Annotated in this window: 16 protein-coding genes; 14 read left to right on the forward strand and 2 right to left on the reverse strand. The window is 65.5% G+C overall.

The genetic code is table 11. From position 1 onward, the window contains the following. Positions 1-132 precede the first annotated feature (132 nt). The 4 genes from AC3A6F_RS22575 to AC3A6F_RS22590 all read left to right on the forward strand — a co-directional run bounded on the left by AC3A6F_RS22575 (position 133) and on the right by AC3A6F_RS22590 (position 8,145). Positions 133-1,512, forward strand: coding sequence for an HD-GYP domain-containing protein (locus AC3A6F_RS22575; protein WP_487685286.1), 1,380 nt, complete (start codon positions 133-135; stop codon positions 1,510-1,512). A 251-nt stretch (positions 1,513-1,763) separates the two neighbouring features. Next, entirely contained in the window at positions 1,764-4,403 is a 2,640-nt protein-coding gene (locus AC3A6F_RS22580; protein ID WP_487685289.1) for a TonB-dependent receptor, read from the forward strand. A 50-nt stretch (positions 4,404-4,453) separates the two neighbouring features. Continuing rightward, on the forward strand, positions 4,454-6,856 hold the full coding sequence (locus AC3A6F_RS22585; RefSeq protein WP_487685292.1) for a family 20 glycosylhydrolase: 2,403 nt from the start codon (positions 4,454-4,456) through the stop codon (positions 6,854-6,856). Then, complete coding sequence (locus tag AC3A6F_RS22590; protein ID WP_487685295.1) at positions 6,853-8,145, forward strand: MFS transporter; 1,293 nt, start codon at positions 6,853-6,855, stop codon at positions 8,143-8,145. The genes AC3A6F_RS22585 and AC3A6F_RS22590 overlap by 4 nt, the downstream gene beginning before the upstream one ends. On the opposite strand, the gene AC3A6F_RS22595 is transcribed toward AC3A6F_RS22590, so the two are convergent. Then, a complete protein-coding gene (locus AC3A6F_RS22595; protein ID WP_487685298.1) occupies positions 8,132-9,067 on the reverse strand; it encodes a helix-turn-helix domain-containing protein in 936 nt (311 codons plus the stop codon). The two genes, AC3A6F_RS22590 and AC3A6F_RS22595, sit on opposite strands and share 14 nt — an antisense overlap. A 278-nt stretch (positions 9,068-9,345) precedes the next feature. Between AC3A6F_RS22595 and AC3A6F_RS22600 the strand changes: the two genes are divergently transcribed. From AC3A6F_RS22600 to AC3A6F_RS22610, 3 genes are read left to right on the forward strand one after another with little or no spacing between them, the layout of a single operon-like run. Further along, complete coding sequence (locus AC3A6F_RS22600; RefSeq protein WP_487685300.1) at positions 9,346-10,863, forward strand: BCCT family transporter; 1,518 nt, start codon at positions 9,346-9,348, stop codon at positions 10,861-10,863. 54 nt (positions 10,864-10,917) lie between these two features. After that, positions 10,918-11,544, forward strand: coding sequence for an IS607 family transposase (locus AC3A6F_RS22605; RefSeq protein ID WP_487685303.1), 627 nt, complete (start codon positions 10,918-10,920; stop codon positions 11,542-11,544). Beyond that, positions 11,535-12,725, forward strand: a complete 1,191-nt coding sequence (locus AC3A6F_RS22610; protein ID WP_487685306.1) for an RNA-guided endonuclease InsQ/TnpB family protein — start codon at positions 11,535-11,537, stop codon at positions 12,723-12,725. Before AC3A6F_RS22605 ends, AC3A6F_RS22610 begins: the two co-directional genes overlap by 10 nt. 71 nt (positions 12,726-12,796) lie before the next feature. Here the strand turns inward: AC3A6F_RS22610 and AC3A6F_RS22615 are convergent, their stop codons facing one another. Further along, entirely contained in the window at positions 12,797-14,041 is a 1,245-nt protein-coding gene (locus tag AC3A6F_RS22615) for a DUF819 family protein (protein WP_487685308.1), read from the reverse strand. Between the two features lie 178 nt (positions 14,042-14,219). On the opposite strand from AC3A6F_RS22615, the gene AC3A6F_RS22620 reads away from it, so the two are divergent. The 7 genes from AC3A6F_RS22620 to AC3A6F_RS22650 all read left to right on the forward strand — a co-directional run bounded on the left by AC3A6F_RS22620 (position 14,220) and on the right by AC3A6F_RS22650 (position 19,418). Further along, positions 14,220-15,107 (forward strand): DUF3626 domain-containing protein, encoded by an 888-nt coding sequence (locus tag AC3A6F_RS22620; RefSeq protein WP_487685311.1) that lies wholly within the window; start codon positions 14,220-14,222, stop codon positions 15,105-15,107. Next, on the forward strand, positions 15,104-15,313 hold the full coding sequence (locus tag AC3A6F_RS22625; RefSeq protein WP_487685314.1) for a hypervirulence associated TUDOR domain-containing protein: 210 nt from the start codon (positions 15,104-15,106) through the stop codon (positions 15,311-15,313). The genes AC3A6F_RS22620 and AC3A6F_RS22625 overlap by 4 nt, the downstream gene beginning before the upstream one ends. A gap of 95 nt (positions 15,314-15,408) precedes the next feature. After that, complete coding sequence (locus AC3A6F_RS22630; RefSeq protein WP_487685317.1) at positions 15,409-16,074, forward strand: response regulator; 666 nt, start codon at positions 15,409-15,411, stop codon at positions 16,072-16,074. Next, positions 16,064-17,452 (forward strand): ATP-binding protein, encoded by a 1,389-nt coding sequence (locus tag AC3A6F_RS22635; RefSeq protein WP_487685320.1) that lies wholly within the window; start codon positions 16,064-16,066, stop codon positions 17,450-17,452. Before AC3A6F_RS22630 ends, AC3A6F_RS22635 begins: the two co-directional genes overlap by 11 nt. Positions 17,453-17,514: 62 nt before the next feature. After that, positions 17,515-17,724: a hypothetical protein gene (locus tag AC3A6F_RS22640; RefSeq protein WP_071360562.1), complete on the forward strand. Its 210-nt coding sequence runs from the start codon at positions 17,515-17,517 to the stop codon at positions 17,722-17,724. Positions 17,725-17,749: 25 nt separating this feature from the next. Further along, on the forward strand, positions 17,750-18,916 hold the full coding sequence (locus AC3A6F_RS22645; protein ID WP_487685323.1) for an acyltransferase family protein: 1,167 nt from the start codon (positions 17,750-17,752) through the stop codon (positions 18,914-18,916). Between the two features lie 88 nt (positions 18,917-19,004). After that, positions 19,005-19,418: a YgiW/YdeI family stress tolerance OB fold protein gene (locus tag AC3A6F_RS22650; protein WP_487685326.1), complete on the forward strand. Its 414-nt coding sequence runs from the start codon at positions 19,005-19,007 to the stop codon at positions 19,416-19,418. Positions 19,419-19,437: the final 19 nt, after the last annotated feature.

Raw genomic sequence — 19,437 nt, forward strand, 5'->3', positions numbered from 1 at the left:
TCTAGCGCGCAGACACGAAGCAGGGAGCACGATGTGGCGTCCTTGCCGCATCGCAGGGGATTTCTGGTGGCGGGCGTGCGCACACCGACTTTTATGGCTTAGTATCCACTCTTATTGCATACCGGAATTAAAATGAAGCCGCTCGCCGTGCCGTCGGAAACCCTGCTGCCAAGCGCCATGAAACTGTCCGAACTGATCGGGGCGTTAAGCTATGCACTCGACATCACCGAGGGCCAGCCGGCGGGACATTGCGTACGTTGTTGCTGGATCGGCATGCACGTCGGCCGCGCCGCCGGCCTTTCCGAGCCGCGGTTGTGGGAGCTGTATTACGCGCTGCTGCTGAAGGATCTCGGCTGCAGCAGCAACGCGGCCCGCATCTGCGAGCTCTATCTCACCGACGACCTGGACTTCAAGCGCGATTTCAAGACCGTGGGGGATAGCCTGCCCCAGGTGCTTGGCTTCGTGCTCAAGCACACCGGGCTGAAGGCCGGGCTGGCGGAACGCTTTCGCAGCGTGATGACGATCCTGCGCGACGGTCCCGAGATCGCACAGGGCCTGATCGCCACGCGCTGCCAGCGCGGCGCGGACATCGCGCGCCTGCTGCGTTTCCCCGAGGGCGTGGCGCAAGGCATCTATTCGCTCGACGAACATTTCAACGGCAAGGGCAAGCCGGACCAGCTCGTCGGCGAATCCATCCCGGTCATTGCGCGCATCGCCCTGCTGGCCCAGGTGATCGACGTGTTCCATACCGCCGGCGGGCGCGCGGCGGCGCTGCGCGAAGCCGGCGCGCGGGCCGGCACCTGGTTCGATCCGCACCTGGTGGCGGCGTTCGAAGCCTGTGCCAAAGACGATGCGTTCTGGCAGATCCTGGCCAGCCCGGGGATCGACCACGCCATCCTGGCGCTGGAGCCTGCGGGCCACGAGGTCGCACTCGACGAGGACTACCTGGACGATATCGCCGCCGCCTTCGGCCAGGTGGTCGATGCCAAGAGTCCCTATACCAGCGGCCACAGCACCAGGGTTGCGCTGTACACCGACATGATCGGCGAAGCGCTCGGCCTGTCGCCTCAGCGCCGCCGCTGGCTCAAGCGTGGTGCGCTGCTGCACGACGTCGGCAAGCTCGGCGTCAGTAACAGCGTGCTCGACAAGGCAGGCTCGCTCGACCGCACCGAGTGGGATGCGGTACGCCAGCATGCCGAGTTCACCGAAACCATCCTCGGCCGCATCGCGGCGTTCTCCGAGCTGGCCGCGATCGCCGGCGCCCATCACGAGCGGCTCGACGGCGGCGGCTATCCGCGCGGCCTGGCGGCCGAAGAAATTCGCCTGGAAACCCGTATCATCACCACCGCGGACATCTTCGATGCCATCACCGCCGAGCGCCCTTACCGCGGCGCCATCCCGATTCCCCAGGCGCTGGAGATGATGGAAAAGACGGTCGGGACCGCGCTCGACCCGGCCTGCTTCGACGCGCTCAAGCGCGCCATGGCCAAGGTGCCGCTCCCCGCGGCCTGACCTTCAGTCACGCCACATTTCCTTCCTGCTTGCCCGCTTGTCGGCCCAGGCAGGCAGGGGCGTGTGCGTCTCCAGCTTGCCACATGCAGATGTCATCCCGATGAAAAATCGCTGATTGGATAGCAAGATTTGACAAACATGGCGTCCATGATGCATCCAGAATGCGATGCATAAACAGAGACGCCCGAACGTCCAGAAGCATCGCGACCGCAAGGGTGTGTAGAACGACCAACCTGGTTTTGGAGAGGCACATGAACGATTTTGTGGCACGGCAGTATCAGCGCACCGCGATTGCGGCGGCGGTGGCAGGGGTGGCGATGTCGATGGCGCAGGCGCAGGCACAAGAGGCGCCCATCGCCGGACCGCAGACGGTGGTGGTGACCGGCGTGCGCGCCGCCCTCGAACAGTCGCTGCGCCAGAAGCGCAACGCCGACGCCGTGGTCGAGGTCGTGACCGCCGAAGACATCGGCAAGATGCCCGATAAAAACGTGGCCGATGCGATCCAGCGCCTGCCGGGCGTGAACACGCAATCGTCCGCCGGCGGCGAGGGCGGCTTCGGCGAGAACGACCGCGTCAGCCTGCGCGGCACCAGCCCCAGCCTGCAGCAGACGCTGTTCAACGGCCATGCGATCAGCACCGGCGATTGGTTCGTGCTGAACCAGATCGGCGGCAACGTCGGCCGCTCCAGCAGTTTCTCGCTGCTGCCGTCCGAGCTGGTTGGCTCGATCGTGGTCCAGAAAAGCCCCACCGCCGACCTGGTCGAAGGCGGCGTCTCGGGCGCCATCAACGTCATCACGCGCCGCCCGCTCGACTTCAAGCAGCAGCTGACGGTCGAGGGTTCGGTGCAGGCCAACTACAACGACCTGTCGGGCAAGACCGAGCCGCACCTGTCGGGCCTGGTGAGCTGGAAGAACGCCGCCAATACCGCCGGCATCCTGCTCCAGGGCTTTTCCGAGAAGGCCAGCGTACGCCGCGACGGCCAGGAAATCCTGGGCTATACCCCTATCAGCGCGACCAGCGCAGCGGCCATCGCCAATCCGGCGCTGGCCGGCGTGGTGGTGCCGACCTTTATCGGCGCCGCCCTGTTCGAGCAGACCAAGAAGCGCGAAGGCGGCGCCTTCGACATCGAGGTGCGCCCGAACCGCGACCTGACCCTGGACCTGAACGGCTTCTATTCGAAACTGGAAGCGCCGCACCAGAACACCAACTCGCTGGCGGCGCCGGCCAACTCGATCAACAGCCTGGGCCTCATCCCGATCAATCCGGTGGTGCGCAACGGCACCCTGGTGGGCGCCGAATTCACCCGCAATGCGGGCGAGGTCGACAATATCTACCGTCCGGATGCGGGCGGCGAATCGTGGTATCTCGACTTCAACGGCAAGTGGCGCGTCAGCGAGCGTTTCAGCCTGTCGGGCAAGGTCGGCAAGACCCACGGCGTGGGTTGGGACCGCGACGACGTCTACTACCAGAACAACGTCGATGGCGGCATGGTCTACGCCCTGAACGGCCTGTCCCCAGCCTCGGTCAGCTACCCCGGCGGCAACACCGCCGTGCCCGGCTCGACCGCCTGGGCCGGCGGCGGCGAATCGCAGTCGGTGGACAAGGAAGAATACGCCCAGCTCGATGGCGAGCTGCGCCTGGATAATCCGACCTTCCAGTCGCTGCGCTTCGGCGCGCGCTGGACCGACCACAAGCGCACCGCCGAGCATCCGCTCGAAACCCGTCCCGGCCCGGTGGGCTTCACCAATCCGCAGCCAGCCTGGAGCGGCCAGATGTACCCGGGCGACTTCGGCAGCGACATCGGCGGCTACAGCGGCATCCCTTACTTCAAGTACGACGGCGCCGCGCTCGGCGCCTGGGGCGCGATCCCCGGCAACCGCCTGCTCGACTACGTGCTGCGCCATAACTGGATGAACGAGTTCGAGGTGGCCGAGAAGACGACGGCGCTGTACGGCATGGTCGACTTCGGCGGCGATGGCTGGAGCGGCAATATCGGCCTGCGCGCGATCGAAACGCGCCAGCGCACGGTGGTCAACCTGCCGGGCGGCCCGACGCCGATCCTTGGGTCGGCCTTCGGTCCCTACACCCCGACCACCTTCGAGCGCACCTACCGCGACTACCTGCCGAGCGCCAACCTGAAGTACAACGTGACGCCCGACCTGACCCTGCGCACCGCGCTGGCCAAGACCATTGCGCGGCCCGACTACAGCGCCCTGGGCGGCTCGGTCTCGCTCAACGACGATGCCCTCAGCGGCAGCGGCGGCAACGTGAACCTCGACCCGGTGCGCTCGACCAACTTCGACATCGGCGCCGAGTGGTACTACGCGCCGAAGGCGCTGCTGTCGGCCGGCCTGTTCTACATGGACCTGCGCTCGATCGTGGCCCAGGGCACGGCGACCGGCAACTACTACAACAACAAGCGCGAGACCTTCACCGACTACCTGATCACGTCGCCCTACAACACCAGCGGCCGTAACCGCGGCGTGGAGCTGAGCTGGCAGCAGCCGTTCCTGGACAACTTCGGCATGCTGGTCAACTACACCTATGCCGACGGTGAGCTGGACGATGGCGGCGAGCTGCTCAACTCCTCGAAGAACACCTATAACGTGACCGGTTACTTCGAGAACGAACGCTTCTCGGCGCGCCTGGCCTACAACTGGCGTTCGAAGTACAAGGCCGGCGTGGACCGCGGCGCCAGCCAGCACGTGGACGACATGCCGTCGCTGGCGGCCTCGGTCAACGTCAAGCTGACGGATAAACTGACGCTGACCTTCGATGCGCTGAACCTCACCAACGAGACCATCAAGATGTACGCCGAAAACGAGGACCGGCCGCGCGCCTTCTACTCGAACGGCCGCACCTTCTACCTCGGCCTGCGCGGCAAGCTGTAAGTCACCAAGGGGAGGCGCCGCGTGCGCCTCCCCAACCTGGAATACATCCCATGACGTACCGACCAGACGGCGGCCCGGCGATCGCGATCGCCTGGGAATGCCTCTCCAACTTCACGCGCGACGACGCGTTCACGGCGCGGCTCACGCTGCGCAACGACGGCCCGGATGCAATCGCGCCCGGCTGGACCCTGTGCTTCAACACCTGCCGCAAGATCCTGCCCGAGACGGTCAGTGCGGGCTTTCGCGCCACGCACCTGAACGGCGACCTGTTCAGCCTGGAGCTGCCCGACGGGAGCGAATGGCTGCCCGGCCAGGAATACGAGATCGTCTACGAGTCCCTGCACTGGGCGATCAGCATCACCGATGCGCCCTTGGGTTTCTATCTGCTGGATTCGGCGGGGAGGGCGTTCGACCTGGGCGATCCCGAGATCGCGCCCTTCGTGCTGCCCGAGCAGCGCCATCGTATGCGCGGCGACTTGCTGCCAACGGCCGATGCGGCCTGGCGTCACGCGCAGAACGAGGCGCTGTCGCTATTGGACCAGGAGGCTGTTGGCCGCATCACGCCGCGTCCGCGCATGGCGCGCTTCGATGCGCGCAGCTGTGTGCTCCGACGCTCGACGCCGATCGACAGCGGCGCGGACCTCGACAACGAGTCGGCATTCCTGCGCTCGCTCCTGGCAACGCTCCCCGACGACAAAGGCGGCGCCCGCATCGTGCTCGAAACCGATCCGGGGATGGAAGCCGAAGCCTATCTGATGGAAATCGCGCCCGAGCGCGTCCTGGTGCGCGGCGCCGGCGCGCACGGCGTCTTCAACGGCCTGCAAAGCCTGGCCCAGCTCCTGGGGCAGGACGGCGCGCTGCCATGCGGGAAGGTCGTGGATACGCCGCGCTTCGCCTACCGCGGCATGATGCTCGACGTGGCGCGCCACTTTTCCAGCGTTGACACCGTGCTGCGCCTGCTCGACTGCATGGCGGCCTATAAACTCAACCGCTTCCACTTCCACCTGACCGACGACGAAGGCTGGCGCCTGGCGATCGCCGCGCTGCCCGAGCTGACCGAGGTCGGCGCCAGGCGCGGCGTGCCCGCGCCGGGCGAATCTTCCTGCCTGCCGCCATCGTTCGGCTCCGGGGCCGACACGCATGCGCCCGGCGGCAGCGGCTTCTATACGGCCGACGAATTCGTGGCCATACTGCGCCACGCGCAGCGCCTGCACATCGAGGTGATCCCCGAATTCAATATGCCGGGCCACGCGCGCGCGGCGGTCGAGGCGATGCGGGTGCGCCATGCGCGCCTGATGGCGGCGGGCGATGCCGCCGGCGCCGCGGAATACCTGCTCAGCGATCCGGATGACGCCTCGGTCTACGAATCGGTGCAGCTGTGGCACGACAACGTGATGTGCATCGCGCTGCCCTCGGTCGACCGCTTCATCGACACCGTGGTCACCGAGGTCGCGGCGCTGTACCGGCAAGCCGGCGCGCCCTTGCGCGTGTTGCACACCGGCGGCGACGAGGTGCCGGTCGGCGCCTGGCTCGGCTCACCGGCCTGCCAGGCGCGCATGCGCGCACACGGCTGGCTGGAGGCGCGCCAGTTGCGCGACGACTTCCAGGCGCGCTGCCGCGCGATCCTGGCGCGTTACGGCATCGCCTTCAGCGGCTGGGAAGAGACCGCGTTGACCTCGAACGGCGCAGGGCAGGACTCGGACGTCTACGTCTGGAACAACGGCTGGGGTTCAGGCCAGGAAGACTGCGCCAACCGCCTGGCCAACGCCGGCCACGAAGTGGTGCTCTCCAGCGCCGCCAGCCTGTACTTCGATTTCGCCTACGCCAAGCATCCGCAGGAACCGGGTTATTACTGGGCCGGCTTCGTCGATACCCGTGAACCCTTCGGCATGGTGCCCCTCGATGCGCCGCTGCTGCCTCAGCATGACGCAATGGGCCGTGCGCCGACCCTTGCGCAAATAGCGGCGCTGGCCCCGCTCGACGCCGGCGGACGCCAACGCGTCAAGGGCCTGCAAGGGCAGTTGTGGGGCGAGAATGCGCGTTCGCGCGAGCGGGTCGAGTACCTGGCGCTGCCGCGCCTGATCGGCCTGGCCGAACGGGCCTGGAGCGCGGATCCGGGCTGGAAGCATCCCGATGAACTGGCCGCCGACTGGAACGAATTCGCCAACCGCCTCGCCCAGCGCGAGCTGCCGCGCCTGGACCGCCAGCCGCAGCCCTGGGCCTACCGTCTGCCGCCGCCCGGCGCGGTGATCGCGAAGGGGCGGCTGCGTGCGAATATCGCCCTGCCGGGCCTGGCCGTGCATTACACTCTGGATGGCAGCGATCCCGGCGCCCACAGCCCGCGCTACACGGCGCAGGTAGCGCTTGCCGGCAGCCGCATCGTGAAGCTGGCCAGCGTCGACACCCGTGGCCGCGCCAGCCGCATCGTCACCCTGAACCTGGAATTGCCATGACCGCGATGAACGACGCTCCCGTCGCCAAGATCCAGCGCCGCCATCCGCTGTCCTGGGTCCCGACCCTGTACCTGGCCCAGGGCCTGCCGTTCTACGCGGTGGCGCTGGTGGCGGGCCAGATGCTCAAGAGTATGGGCGTGCCGAACGACCAGATCGCGCGCTGGACCGGTTTATTGGGCCTGGCCTGGGCCTTCAAGGCGCTGTGGAGCCCGTTCATGGAACTCGCGCCCAGCCGGCGCCTGGCGGTGGTCGCCTGCCAGCTGATCGGCGGCGCCTGCCTGGCGCTGGTGGCCCTGGCGCTGCAGCTGCCGATGTGGTTTGCCCTGTGCATTGCGCTGCTGGCGATCGTGTCGCTGGCCTCCAGCACCCACGACATCGTCGCCGACGGCATCTATATCGCCAGCCTCGATGCGCGCGAGCAGGCCGCTTATGCCGGCTGGCAGGGCGCCTTCTTCAATGCCGCCAAATTCATCTCGCTCGGTGGCCTGCTGATCCTGGCGGGGGCGCTGGAACAGCGCTTCGGCATCGAGGCCGCCTGGACCACGGTATTCCTGCTGCTGGGCGGGCTGATGGCGCTGCTCGGGCTGTATCACATACGTGCGCTGCCGGCCACGCCGAAGGTGGGCGGTGCGGCGCGCAGCCTGGGCGCCATCGGGCACACGCTGGTGGATGTGATCAAGACCTTCTTCGCCAAACCCGGCATCTTGCTGGCGATCCTGTTCATCATCCTGTTCCGCGCCGGCGAAGGGCAGATCCAGTCGATCGGGCCGCTATTCCTGCGCGATGCGCGCGAGGTCGGCGGCCTGGGGCTTACCACCGCCGAAGTGGGCTGGGCCTACGGCACCGTCGGCACCGCCGCTTTTTTGGTGGGCAGCATCGCGGGCGGCTATTTCACGGCCTGGCTGAGCCTGAAGCGCGCGCTGCCGATCCTGATCCTGGCCATGAACCTGCCGAACGCCGCCTTCTGGTACCTGAGCCATGCGCAACCCGAGTCGATGCCGCTGATCGTCGGCCTGCTGGGCATCGAGATGTTCGGCTACGGCTTCGGCTTCGTCGGCGTGATCCTGTTCATCATGCAGGTGGTGGCCAGCGGCCGCTACCAGGCGGCCCACTATGCGCTGGGCACCGGCTTCATGCAGCTGGGCTTCGTGCTGTTCCGCACGATCAGCGGCGACATCCAGCAGGCGCTGGGCTACCGCGACTTCTTCCTGTGGGTGCTGTTGGCCAGCGTGCCGGTGCTGATCCTCAGTCGCTTTATGCGGCTAACCCCGGCGCCTAGCGCTTCTTGACCGGCAGGGCCAGCCAGCCGCGCCAGAGCCCGGCGCCATCGCGCTCGACCTTCTGGATGTGGGGGCGGGTGGCGTCCAGCCGCCATACCGCCTGGCGCTCGAGCCAGTCCTCGTACATCGCGCGAAAGCGCGGCCAGTCGCCGTCGAAATCGAGACAGGCGTAGCTGCCGGCCGGCAGCAGGCGCAGGCCGAGCGTCGGATCGTCGTCCGGCGCCTCGGCGCCAAAGCCGAAGTCATAGCAGTATTCGCGCTCGCCGGTGAAACCGGGATCCTCGTCGAACACCCCATACCACGGCGTGCCGCGCGCCAGGCCCGCGCGTTCTCGCTCGCAGATGAAGGCATTGCAGGCCAGCGACAGGGCGGCGCCCGACTGGCCGAAGAAGCGCTGGTAGCGCAGGCTCACCGCGGGGAGGCTGCGCACCGTGACGCGGGCGGCGACGCTGCCCGGTTCGGGCGGACAATAGGGCGCCTGCAAGGCGGCCAGGTTGCTTGGCTCGGCCACGAAGAAACTGACGTCGCTCTCGCGCCCGACCTGGGCGTCCATATAGGCGCGCCAGCCGCCGTCGCGCCACTCCTTGGCCGACATCGCGAACTGCTGGCGGAAGGCCTTGGAGAAGGCTGCGTTGGATGGGAAGCCGCAGTCCTGGGCAATGCGCCCGACCGGCACGTCCGGCTCATGCCGCAACAGGTGGGCGGCGCGGCGCAGGCGGCGCTTGCGCTGGTACTCGACCGCCGAGAAGCCGGTGAGTTCGCGGAAGATGCGGTCGAAGTGGTAGCTCGAATAGCTGGCCGAGGCGGCCAGGCTGCCCAGGGCCAGCGGGTCGCCGACCGAATCGAGCATCAGGTCCATCACCTCGTACAGGCGCGAATCGCGCGCCGTGGCCCGCCCGGCGGGCCGCGAGTCGATGCGCGCGGGTGGCATGGAAGATACGCTGTGAAGGGCGGGAGCGGACATCGCATAATGTCATTACAAAACTGAATCAATTATGCGTCCAAACGCCTTGGGATGGCGAACTATGTGTATCTGCGACAACAGTATGAGTTTTCGCAACTGTACATGCATTTTCGTGCAAAAAGTATAAGATCGATCATCACGTAAGAAGCCCTGCTGCGCTGCAATAAGTGATTAAATCACTTACAATGATGAATTATTTCATAACTTAAGAACGCCGACGCGCGTTACTGTCTACTGGAGAAAGCATGCAGACAGCACTCTCGGCGGGTTTCATCCTTGCCATCGTTTTGTGGGGCGTGATCTCGCCCGCCACCATGGGGGCGGTGTTCGACACGGCCCTCGCTACCATCACCCGCAATTTCGGCTGGCTCTACCTGTGGATGGTGCTGGGCCTGGTCGTCTTCGCCGTGTTCCTGGCCTTTAGCCGCTATGGCAACCTCAAGCTGGGCGACGACGACGACGAACCCGAGTTTTCGATCGGCAGCTGGTTCTCGATGCTGTTCGCGGCCGGCATGGGCATCGGCCTGGTGTTCTTCGGCGTGGCCGAGCCGATCTCGCACTACATCGACGCGCCGCCCGGCACCGTGTCGGGCACGCCCGAAGCGGCCGGCGTGGCAATGCGCTTCACCTTCTTCCACTGGGGCATCCACCCGTGGGCCGTGTACAGCGCGGTGGCGCTGGCCATCGCCTTCTTCCAGTACCGCCGCGGCGGCAGCGCCCTCGTCAGCAGCAGCATCAGCGCGCTGCCGTGGAAGGGTTTCGCGCGCATGTCGGGCCTGTTCAACGGCCTGGCGGTGGTGGCCACCGCCTTTGGCGTGGCCGGCTCGCTTGGCGTCGGCGCCTTGCAGATCAACAGCGGGCTGGACAAGGTATTCGGGCTGGCAGTGAGCGACATGGCCCAGATCGGCATCATCCTGGTCGCCACCGCCATGTTCCTGACCTCGGCGATCAGCGGCGTGGGACGCGGCGTCAAGCTGCTGTCTAACGTGAACATGATCATGGCGGGTCTCCTGGCGCTGGTGGTGTTCCTGGTCGGCCCGACGGTCGCCATCATCGACACCCTGACGAGCACCCTGGGCAGCTATGCGACCGAATTCGTGCGCATGAGCCTGCGCGCCACGCCGTTCCGCGACAGCACCTGGGTCGGCAGCTGGACCATCTTCTACTGGGCCTGGTGGATCTCGTGGTCGCCGTTCGTGGGCCTGTTCATCGCGCGCGTCTCGCGCGGGCGCACGATCCGCGAGTTCATCGTCGGCACCATGCTGGCGCCGTCGCTGGCCGCCTTCGTCTGGTTCTCGATCTTCGGCGGCACCGCGCTGCACATGGAGATCTGGCAGCACATCCCGATCTCGGACGCGGTGCGCGCCGACACCTCGACCGCGCTGTTCGCGCTCTTCGACGCGCTGCCGTTCGGCACCATCATGTCGGCCGTGGCCACGGTGCTGGTGCTGATCTTCTTCGTCACCTCGGGCGACTCGGCGGTGCTGGTGCTGGGCATGATGAGCAGCGGCGGCAATCCGGACCCGTCGAACAAGTCCAAGCTGATGTGGGGCGCCCTGGTGGCCGGCATCGCGATCAGCCTCTTGCTGGCCGGCGGCCTGAAGGCGGTGCAGACGGCGACCATCGTGTTCGCCCTGCCGTTCACGGTGGTCATCGTGCTGATGATGGTCTCGCTCCATCGCGCCGTGTGCGAGGACTGGACGGCGCACGAGAAGCGCGAGCGCGAACTGCGGCGCCGCATGCGCCAGATGGTCGAGAAATAAGGGTTATTAACAGTTAGATGAGAACTTGTTTGAATTTATGCAGTCTTATGCATTATGAACAAGTTCGTCTCCATCAGCTCGGCTGCACAAGCCTTGGGCGTCTCGACCAGTACCTTGCGTCGCTGGGAATCCAGCGGTCGGCTCACTCCTTTGCGAACAGAAGGAGGTCAGCGCCGGTATGATTTGTCTGCTTTGCGACCTGAAGCTCGCAGCGGTGCTCGGGTGATGCGTAAGACTGTCGCCTACGCTCGGGTGTCCAGTCATGATCAGAAAGCGGACCTGGAGCGACAAAAGCGGGTACTTGAATTGTACTGCGCGAGTCATGGATGGGCGTGCGACATGATTGCCGACCTTGGGTCGGACATGAACTATCGCAAGAAAGGCTTGAAACGTTTGCTCGACGGGATTGTCGAAGATGAGGTCGGACGCCTGGTCTTGACGCACAAGGATCGACTGCTGCGTTTTGGCGCGGAGCTGATATTCGCCCTGTGCCAGACAAGACAGGTCGAAGTAGTCATCATCAACCAGGGCAAGGACACCAATTTCGAAGAAGAGCTAGCAAGCGATGTGCTCGAGATCATCACCGACTTCTCGGCCCGTCTCTATGAAAGCCGCAGTCACCGCAACCAGAAGCTGATCGATAGGGGGCGTGCAGCAGTCAAGGAGTCGCAATGTACCTAGCCCATCGCATCCGACTCGATCCGAACAATGTCCAGGCGACGTATCTGGCGCGTGCCGCCGGTACTGCACGTTTCGCCTACAACTGGGCCTTGGCCGAGTGGAAGCGGCAGTACGAGGCAAGCAAGGTCGACCCGGCGGTGGACAAGCCAAATGAGGCGGCATTGCGGCGCCAGCTCAACGCGATCAAGCACGAGCAATTCCCCTGGATGCTCGAAGTAAGCAAGAATGCACCGCAGATGGCGATCATACAGTTGGGGCAAGCCTTCGAGAATTTCTTCGAAAGTCGTGCCCGCTATCCCACCTTTCGCCGCAAGGGCCGCGACGATCGATTTACATTAAGCAATGACCAGTTCCGTGTCGAGAACAAGTGCATCCGCATTCCGAAACTGGGATGGGTCCGGATGCGCGAATCCCTGCGTTTCTCCGGGCGTATCGTCTCGGCCTCGATCAGCAGGATTGCGGATCACTGGTACGCAAGCATCACCGTCGACATCAAGGATCGACTTCAACCGCCAGCCGAAACCCAAGGCGCGGTAGGAGTCGACCTCGGTGTCGCGGCGCTGGCCACGCTGTCGACCGGTGAAGTGTTTATCGGCCCGAAAGCGTTGGGCAAACGGCTCGTCCGTCTGCAACGTCTGGCGCGCGAGGTCTCACGCAAAGTCAAAGGTTCGCGCAATCGTGCGAAGGCGAAAGCCAAGCTTGCCCGGCTATACGCCCGGATCGCCGATCTGAGGCGCAATGGCCTGCATCAGTTGAGCACCTATATCACCCGCCATTTCCACACCATCGGTATTGAAGACCTGAATGTAAAGGGCATGCTCGGAAATCGTTGCCTGGCCCGGGCGATCGCCGACATGGGATTTGGCGAGCTGCGCCGCCAGCTGCAATACAAGGCGACGCAGCGCGGCGGTCAGGTCGTCGTGGTGGATCGCTGGTATCCGAGCAGCAAGACATGCTCGTGCTGTGGCTACCGGATGGATGTGCTCCCACTGACGGTGCGCCATTGGCGTTGTCCTGGCTGTGACGCACTGCATGACCGGGACGTCAACGCGGCAATCAACCTGAAGAACATGGCGGTGAGTTCCACCGCATCGGCCTGTGGAGGGGCAGGCGCTGGCCTCGCGCGTCAAGTGCGAGGTGAAACCGGCCCCTGTGAAGCAGGAATTCAACAGCAAAGTTAACTATGGATAGCTTCGCGTAAGTTTGAAGGAACGGAACAAGCGCGCCCCTGGACGGGGGCGCGCGGCGGATATCAGGTCGCCAGTGCCCGCAGCAGCAGGCCGGTGATGTAGGCGCAATACGTGCCGAGCGCATAGCCGATCACCGCCAGCAGCACGCCGACCGGGGCCAGCGCCGGATGGAAGGCGCTGGCGACCACCGGCGCCGAGGCGGCGCCGCCGATATTGGCCTGCGAGCCGACCGCCATGAAGAACAGCGGCGCGCGGATCAGCTTGGCCACCAGCAGCATCAGGCCGCCGTGCACCGCCATCCAGATCAGGCCCAGCAGGAACAGCCACGGGCGGTCGAGCAGGGCGTTCAGGTCCATGTGCATGCCGATGGTCGCCACCAGGATGTACAGCATGGCCGAGCCGATGGTCGAGGCGCCGGCCCCTTCCAGCTTGCGCGCCCGCGTAAAGCTCAGCAGCAGGCCGAGGGTGGTGGCATACACCACGATCCAGAAGAAGCTCGAGGTCAGGCTGTAGTCCTGCAGGCGCCATTCGGCCGGCAGGCTCGAGATCCATGCGACGGTGGGGCCGGTCAGCGCATGCGACAGGCCGGTCGCACCCAGGCCCACGGCCAGCACCACCATCACGTCGGTTAGGGTCGGAATGCGCGCGTGCTCGGCCTGGTAATGCTCGATGCTCTCCTTGAGCGCGTTGATGGCCGAGACGTCGGCGCCGGTCCAGCGGTCGAAGGCCTGGGCCCGTCCCGCCAGGAACAGCAGCACCGCCATCCACAGGCTGGCGACCAGCACGTCGACCGCCACGAACTGGCCGAACAGGGTCGCATCGACTTCGAACACTTCCTTCATCGCGGCCTGGTTGGCGCCGCCGCCGATCCAGGCGCCGGTGATGGTCGTCATGCCGCGCCAGGTGTCGCCGGCCACGGTCTCGGGATGGATGACGTCCATCGCGACGAAGGACACGATGGCGCCCAGCATCACGCCCAGGGTGCCGGTCAGGAACATGACGATGGCCTTGGGGCCGAGCCGCAGCACGGCGCCGAAGTCGATCGCCACGCACAGCAGCACCAGCGCGGTCGGCAGCAGGTAGTCGCGCGCCATCGGGTACAGGCCGGAGGCATTGCCGTCGATGATGCCTGCGGTGTTGAGCAGCGCCGGGATCAGGTAACACAGCAGCAGGGCCGGCACGTAGGTATAGAACTTGTGCCAGAAACCGGATGTGCGGGACGCGCTCCAAAAGACGGCGCCGAGGATGACGGCCAGCATGCCGAGTACGACGGCATCGTTGGTGACCAGCGGGGAAGCAGTTTGCATCGGGAGTCCAGGTAAAAGGATGGATCGGCCGCCCCGCCGCCATCGCGGCCGGACCCGGCATTCTACATTTTTTGCCTTTGAAATCATGTATTTACGACATCCTTAACTGTGGCCTGCGGGGCCGCGTCAACGCGGCGTAGAATGGGCGACTCATCCTTTCGGGCAGCGATGCGAGCAGATGGATCACCCATGCCATTCCCTGGATCCGGCGCAGCTTTGCGCCATCGCCCACGTCGCCGCGTGCAGCACGGGCGCGCCGCTCGATACCACGCTGCCGCTCACGCTGAACTTCCATCCCGACCGCCCGCACGGCGGCCGGCCGCTGCTCCAGGCTTTGCTGGACGAAGGCGTCTACCGCTCGCAGTTCGAGACCGGCACCAGCAACGGTGGCCTGGGCGCCTTCGCGGGTGGCGCGCGCTGGCTGTGGGAGAGCCGCATCTTCGGCGGCGCCTACGATGGCGCAGCGCCCGACCGGCGGCCCAAGTACGGAGCCCTGAACTACCGGGGCTACGCCGCCGGCGGCTCGCCGCGTTTCGGCTCGGCCCACCTGCGGCTGCGGCCCGGCGTCGCCGCACGCAGCACCTTCTGCTATCCCGACAGTGTGTTCGAGCCCGAGCACTTCGGCGTCGCCGCCCGCATGGACCTGATCGCGCGCGCCAGTGCCGACGACAGGGATCGGCTCGACGACTACATCGAGGCGCACATCCACGGGCCGATCCGGCTGCATGAAGACGTCGAGGCGCTGGTGCTCGATCCGTGCTACCGGGGTACGCAGATCGAAGCCATCGCGCGGCGCTTCCCTTGCGCACTCGAATGGCATCCGGGCTTCCGGCTCGCGGTCGAGGTGCTGCGGCGCCATCCGGATTACCGCGGGCAAGAGTTCGTCGAACTCGGCGCCGCCATCGCCCAGGATGGCTGGCTCGATCCGGCCATCCTCGGCCGCGCGCTCGCCACGGGACGGCACGATCCGCAAGACCTCAAGAAGGTGTGGCACTACATCGCGCGCTTCGGCGCCCCGATCCATGCTCAAATGCCCTTGTCGAACCAATCCGGAGGTCCAGCATGACACAGGCATTCAAGGCCGGCGACAAGGTGAAATGGTCGTCGTCGCAGGGCACGGTCACAGGCAAGGTCAAGAAAAAGCTGACCACGCCGACCGACATCAAGAGCCATCACGTGGCGGCATCGAAGGACAACCCGGAATACCTCGTGGCCAGCGACAAGACCGGGGCCGAGGCGGCGCACAAGCCGGGAGCGCTGAAGAAGGCCTAATAGACTGGGCTTAAGATTCGCTTCACCTTCGCGCGGCATGCTCGGCGGCGGATTGTTTACGCCATACTGGCGTTGTCCTGTTGCCGGAATCCCGCATGCGCATCCTGTTGGTCGAAGACGATATCTCCCTTGGCGAAACCATCCAGGCCTGGCTGCGCCTGGACCAGCACGCGGTGGACTGGGTCCAGCGCGGCGATTCCGCCGACACCGCCCTCAAGACCCACCATTACGACTGCGTGCTGCTCGACCGCGGGCTGCCCGGCCTGTCCGGCGACGACTTGCTGGCCCGCTTGCGCAGGGCCGGCAACGGCGTGCCGGTGATCCTGATCACCGCCTTCAATGCGCTGGCCGACCGGGTCGAGGGACTGGACCTGGGCGCCGACGACTACCTGGTCAAGCCCTTCGAGCTCGAAGAGATGTCGGCGCGCATCCGCGCCGCCGTGCGGCGCGGCGCCAACCAGGTGAGCAATGAGCTGCGCCACGCCGATATCGCCCTGAACCTCGACACCAAACAGGCTACCCTGGCCGGCCAGCCGGTCGCGCTGACCGCGCGTGAATACAATGTGCTGTATGCGCTGCTATTGAGGAAGAATTCCATCGTCACCCGCGCCCAGATCGAGGAAACCCTGTACGGCTGGGGCGACGAGGTCGAAAGCAATGCGATCGAGGTGTACATCCACAACCTGCGCAAGAAGCTCGGCGGCGAGTCCATCGTCACCGTGCGCGGCCTGGGCTACCGGTTGAAGAACGATGGCGAATAAGGAAAAAGACAAGGACCGCAGTCAGGACCAGCCATGGTCGCTGCGGCACCGCCTGCTGGCCGTCATCGTCGCCGCCAGCACCGTGCTGTGGCTGGCCAGCCTGGGCATCGTCACCGTGATCGCCTGGCAGGAAACCAATGAGGTGTTCGACGACGCGCTGGAGGAGTCGGGCTATATGATCATGGCGGCGACGACCGACTGGAACGAACGGGGCCTGCTGCCGCAGGCGGGGGCGAGCGGCGAACATGGCCGCAAGGTCGACATGCAATACCAGATCGTGGTCGACGGCCGGGTGATCCAGCGTACCGGCGATGCGCCGTTGCGGCCCTATGTGTCCAACTTCGACGACGACCACGGTTTCGCCGAGGCGCTGGCGAACGGCGAGCGCTGGCGCGTGTTCGTGGTGCGCGACGAGGCCCGCAACTTCGAGGTGCAGGTCGGCCAGCAGGTCGATAAGCGGTATGACATCCTGGAAGAACTGGCCGATTCGCTGTGGCTGCCCGTGCTGGGTTTTTTGCTGCTGCTGGCGCTGGTGTGCTGGATCCTGACCGGGCGCGTCCTCAAACCCTTGCGCCTCACCGCCGCCAGCATCGCGGCCAAGACGCCCGACGACCTGGCCCAGGTGCCGACCACGGGCCAGGCGCGCGAGGTGCTGCCGATCGTCCAGGCGCTCAACGGCGTGCTCGGGCGGCTGGATGCGGCCCTGCAGGCCGAGCGCCGCTTCACCGCCGATGCCGCCCACGAGCTGCGCACGCCGCTCGCGGGCCTGCATATGCACGTGCAGCTGCTGCAGCGCCAGCATCCCGAGCTGGCCGCGCCATTCCAGAAGCTGCGCCAGGACATCGCGCGCCTGACGGCGCTGGTCGACAGCCTCTTGACGCTGGCGCGCCTGGATCCGCTGGCGCGCGAACAGCTGGTGCGCCAGCCGGTCGTGCTACCGCCGCTGTTCGAGCGCGTGGCCGCCATGCATGCGCAAGAGGCGTCCGCGCGCGGCATCGCGCTGGCGCTGCGTTGTGAGCTGCGCGAGGTGCAGGCCGATCCGCAGATGCTCGAGATCGTGCTGCGCAACCTGGTCGACAATGCGCTGCGCTACTGCCCGGACGGCAGCCGGATCGAGATCGCGGCCGTGCGGCACGCCGGTCATGCGCGCATCGTCGTGCGCGACGATGGCCCCGGCGTCGATACGGAGAGCCGCCAACGCCTGACCGAGCGTTTCTTTCGCGTGCTGGGGCAGGGCCAGCAGGGCAGCGGGCTCGGACTGTCGATCGTCAAGCGCGTCGCCGACCTGCACGGCATCGCGCTGGCGTTCGGGCCCGGGATCGATGGCCGTGGCCTGGGCGTGACCCTGGACTTGGCCCTGGACTTGCCCTCTCTCTAAATTATCCACGTTGGGTAACTGTTGGTACTTGTATTACGCCAACTCGGCATTATGTGCGGGGCATGCTAAAACAGAAACTGAACTGGAAGCGGCCCCTGTTTTACGTTCTTCTGCCGATCTTTTTCGTCATGGCTTTCCTGGGCTTTCCGTTGCCGGTCGCCCCGCCGCCGGCCACCAAGCCGGCGCAGGAGCAGGCCGTCGTCGTGAAAAAGAAGAAGAAACGCATCGGATTACTGATGCGTAAAGAGGATCGCCAGGACGACGCATCCTGAGCAGGGAAAACCACTGAAAGCGACCATGGACCAACCTGGCCGGCTGCACGCGTTCGACAATCTTCGCGCCATCATGATGTGGCTTGGCATCGTTCTTCACGTCGCCCTCAACCATACGACCGGTCAGTCGCCCCTGCCGTGGCGCGATTCGCAGACAACACCGCTGGCCGACTTCGTCCTGATGTTCATCCACGCCTTTCGCATGCCGGTGTTCTTCATCCTGGCCGGCTTCTTCGTCGCTTTCCTCATCGCGCGCCGCGGTGCGCCGGGCATGCTCAGGCACCGCATGCGGCGGCTACTGCTGCCGTTCGCGATCTTCTGGCCAATCCTGATCGTCTGCACCACCATCCTGATGCTCGTCTACCTGCACGTCATGGCGCGCGGCACGGTCGGCATCGATCTGCGGCTGCTGGCGAACAAGAGTACCGGCGCGACACCGTTCAACACGATGCATATGTGGTTCATCTATTACCTGATCTGGTTCTGCGTGCTGACCGCGGCGCTGGCCCCGCTGTGGACCAAGGCGCCCGCCGGGCTGCAAGCCCTGGTCGATCGTGTCTTCACGGCGCTGACCACGCACTGGTGGGGCGTCCTGCTGCTCACGATTCCGCTGGCAATCGTCGGCGCGGGCTACCGGGCCGGCATGCTCGCTTCCAGCGGCTCGTTCATCCCGCAAGCGGCCGAGGTCGTGCACAACGGCCTGTTCTTCGTGTTCGGATTGCTCGCGCACCGGCACCAGGACGCGCTGTTCCCGCGGCTCGTGGGCAGTGGCTGGCGCAACGCGATTGCCGGCGGTATCGTGTTCACCGGCGTACTCGGCCTGTTCATCGCCTTCGTCACCAGGCCGGCAACGGTGCCCTACGTCGAGGTGTGGATCGCCTTCTTCTACAACCTGGCCAGCTGGCTATGGAGCTTCGCGCTGATCGGCCTGTTCCTGCGCTATGTGTCGAACCAGAACCGCTTGCTGCGTTATGTGTCCGAGAGTTCGTACTGGGTATTCCTGGTGCACATGCTGGGGACGATCGGCTTCGGCGCCATGGTGTACAGCCTGCCGCTGGGGCCCCTCGCCAAGATGACGCTCAACCTCATCGTGACGACAGTCGTCTGCCTGCTGACCTATCACTTGTTCGTGCGTAACACTTTCATCGGGGTGCTGCTCAACGGCAAACGCCAGCGTCCCCAGGCTTCTTAAGATCGGTTTAATGTCCGGCCGTTGTAATGCGCCTGTGCCTGCTTCTACAGCGCAGGCGACGACAACCAACCCGACTAAAGGAACGATCATGAAACGTATTTTCCACCTCTCCTGCATCGCCGCGCTGCTCGCCGCTTCGGGTATGGCCGCCGCACAGAATATCGCCGATGCGCCGCCCGGCGCTGCTGTCGACGTCAAGCCGGTCTCCGGCTACAGCGGCCCGTCGGGCGCTCCGATGATGACGGCGAAAGACTTGCAGGCCAAGGGCAAGGACGACCAGTACGTGCGCCTGAAAGGCAAGCTGACCAGCCACAAGGGCGACGAGGATTACGAGTTCACCGACGCCAGCGGCAAGATCACGGTCGAGATCGACGCCGACCGCTTCCCGCAGGGCGTGAAGGTCGATCACAACACCACGGTCGAGCTGACCGGCGAGTTCGACAAGGAGATGTTCGGCGAATCGAAGCTGGACGTCGAGCAGATCAAGGTCGTGAGCAACTGAGCGGCAGGACGGGCGGCGT

The sequence above is a fragment of the Massilia sp. Soil_C_3 genome (genome assembly GCF_057657035.1).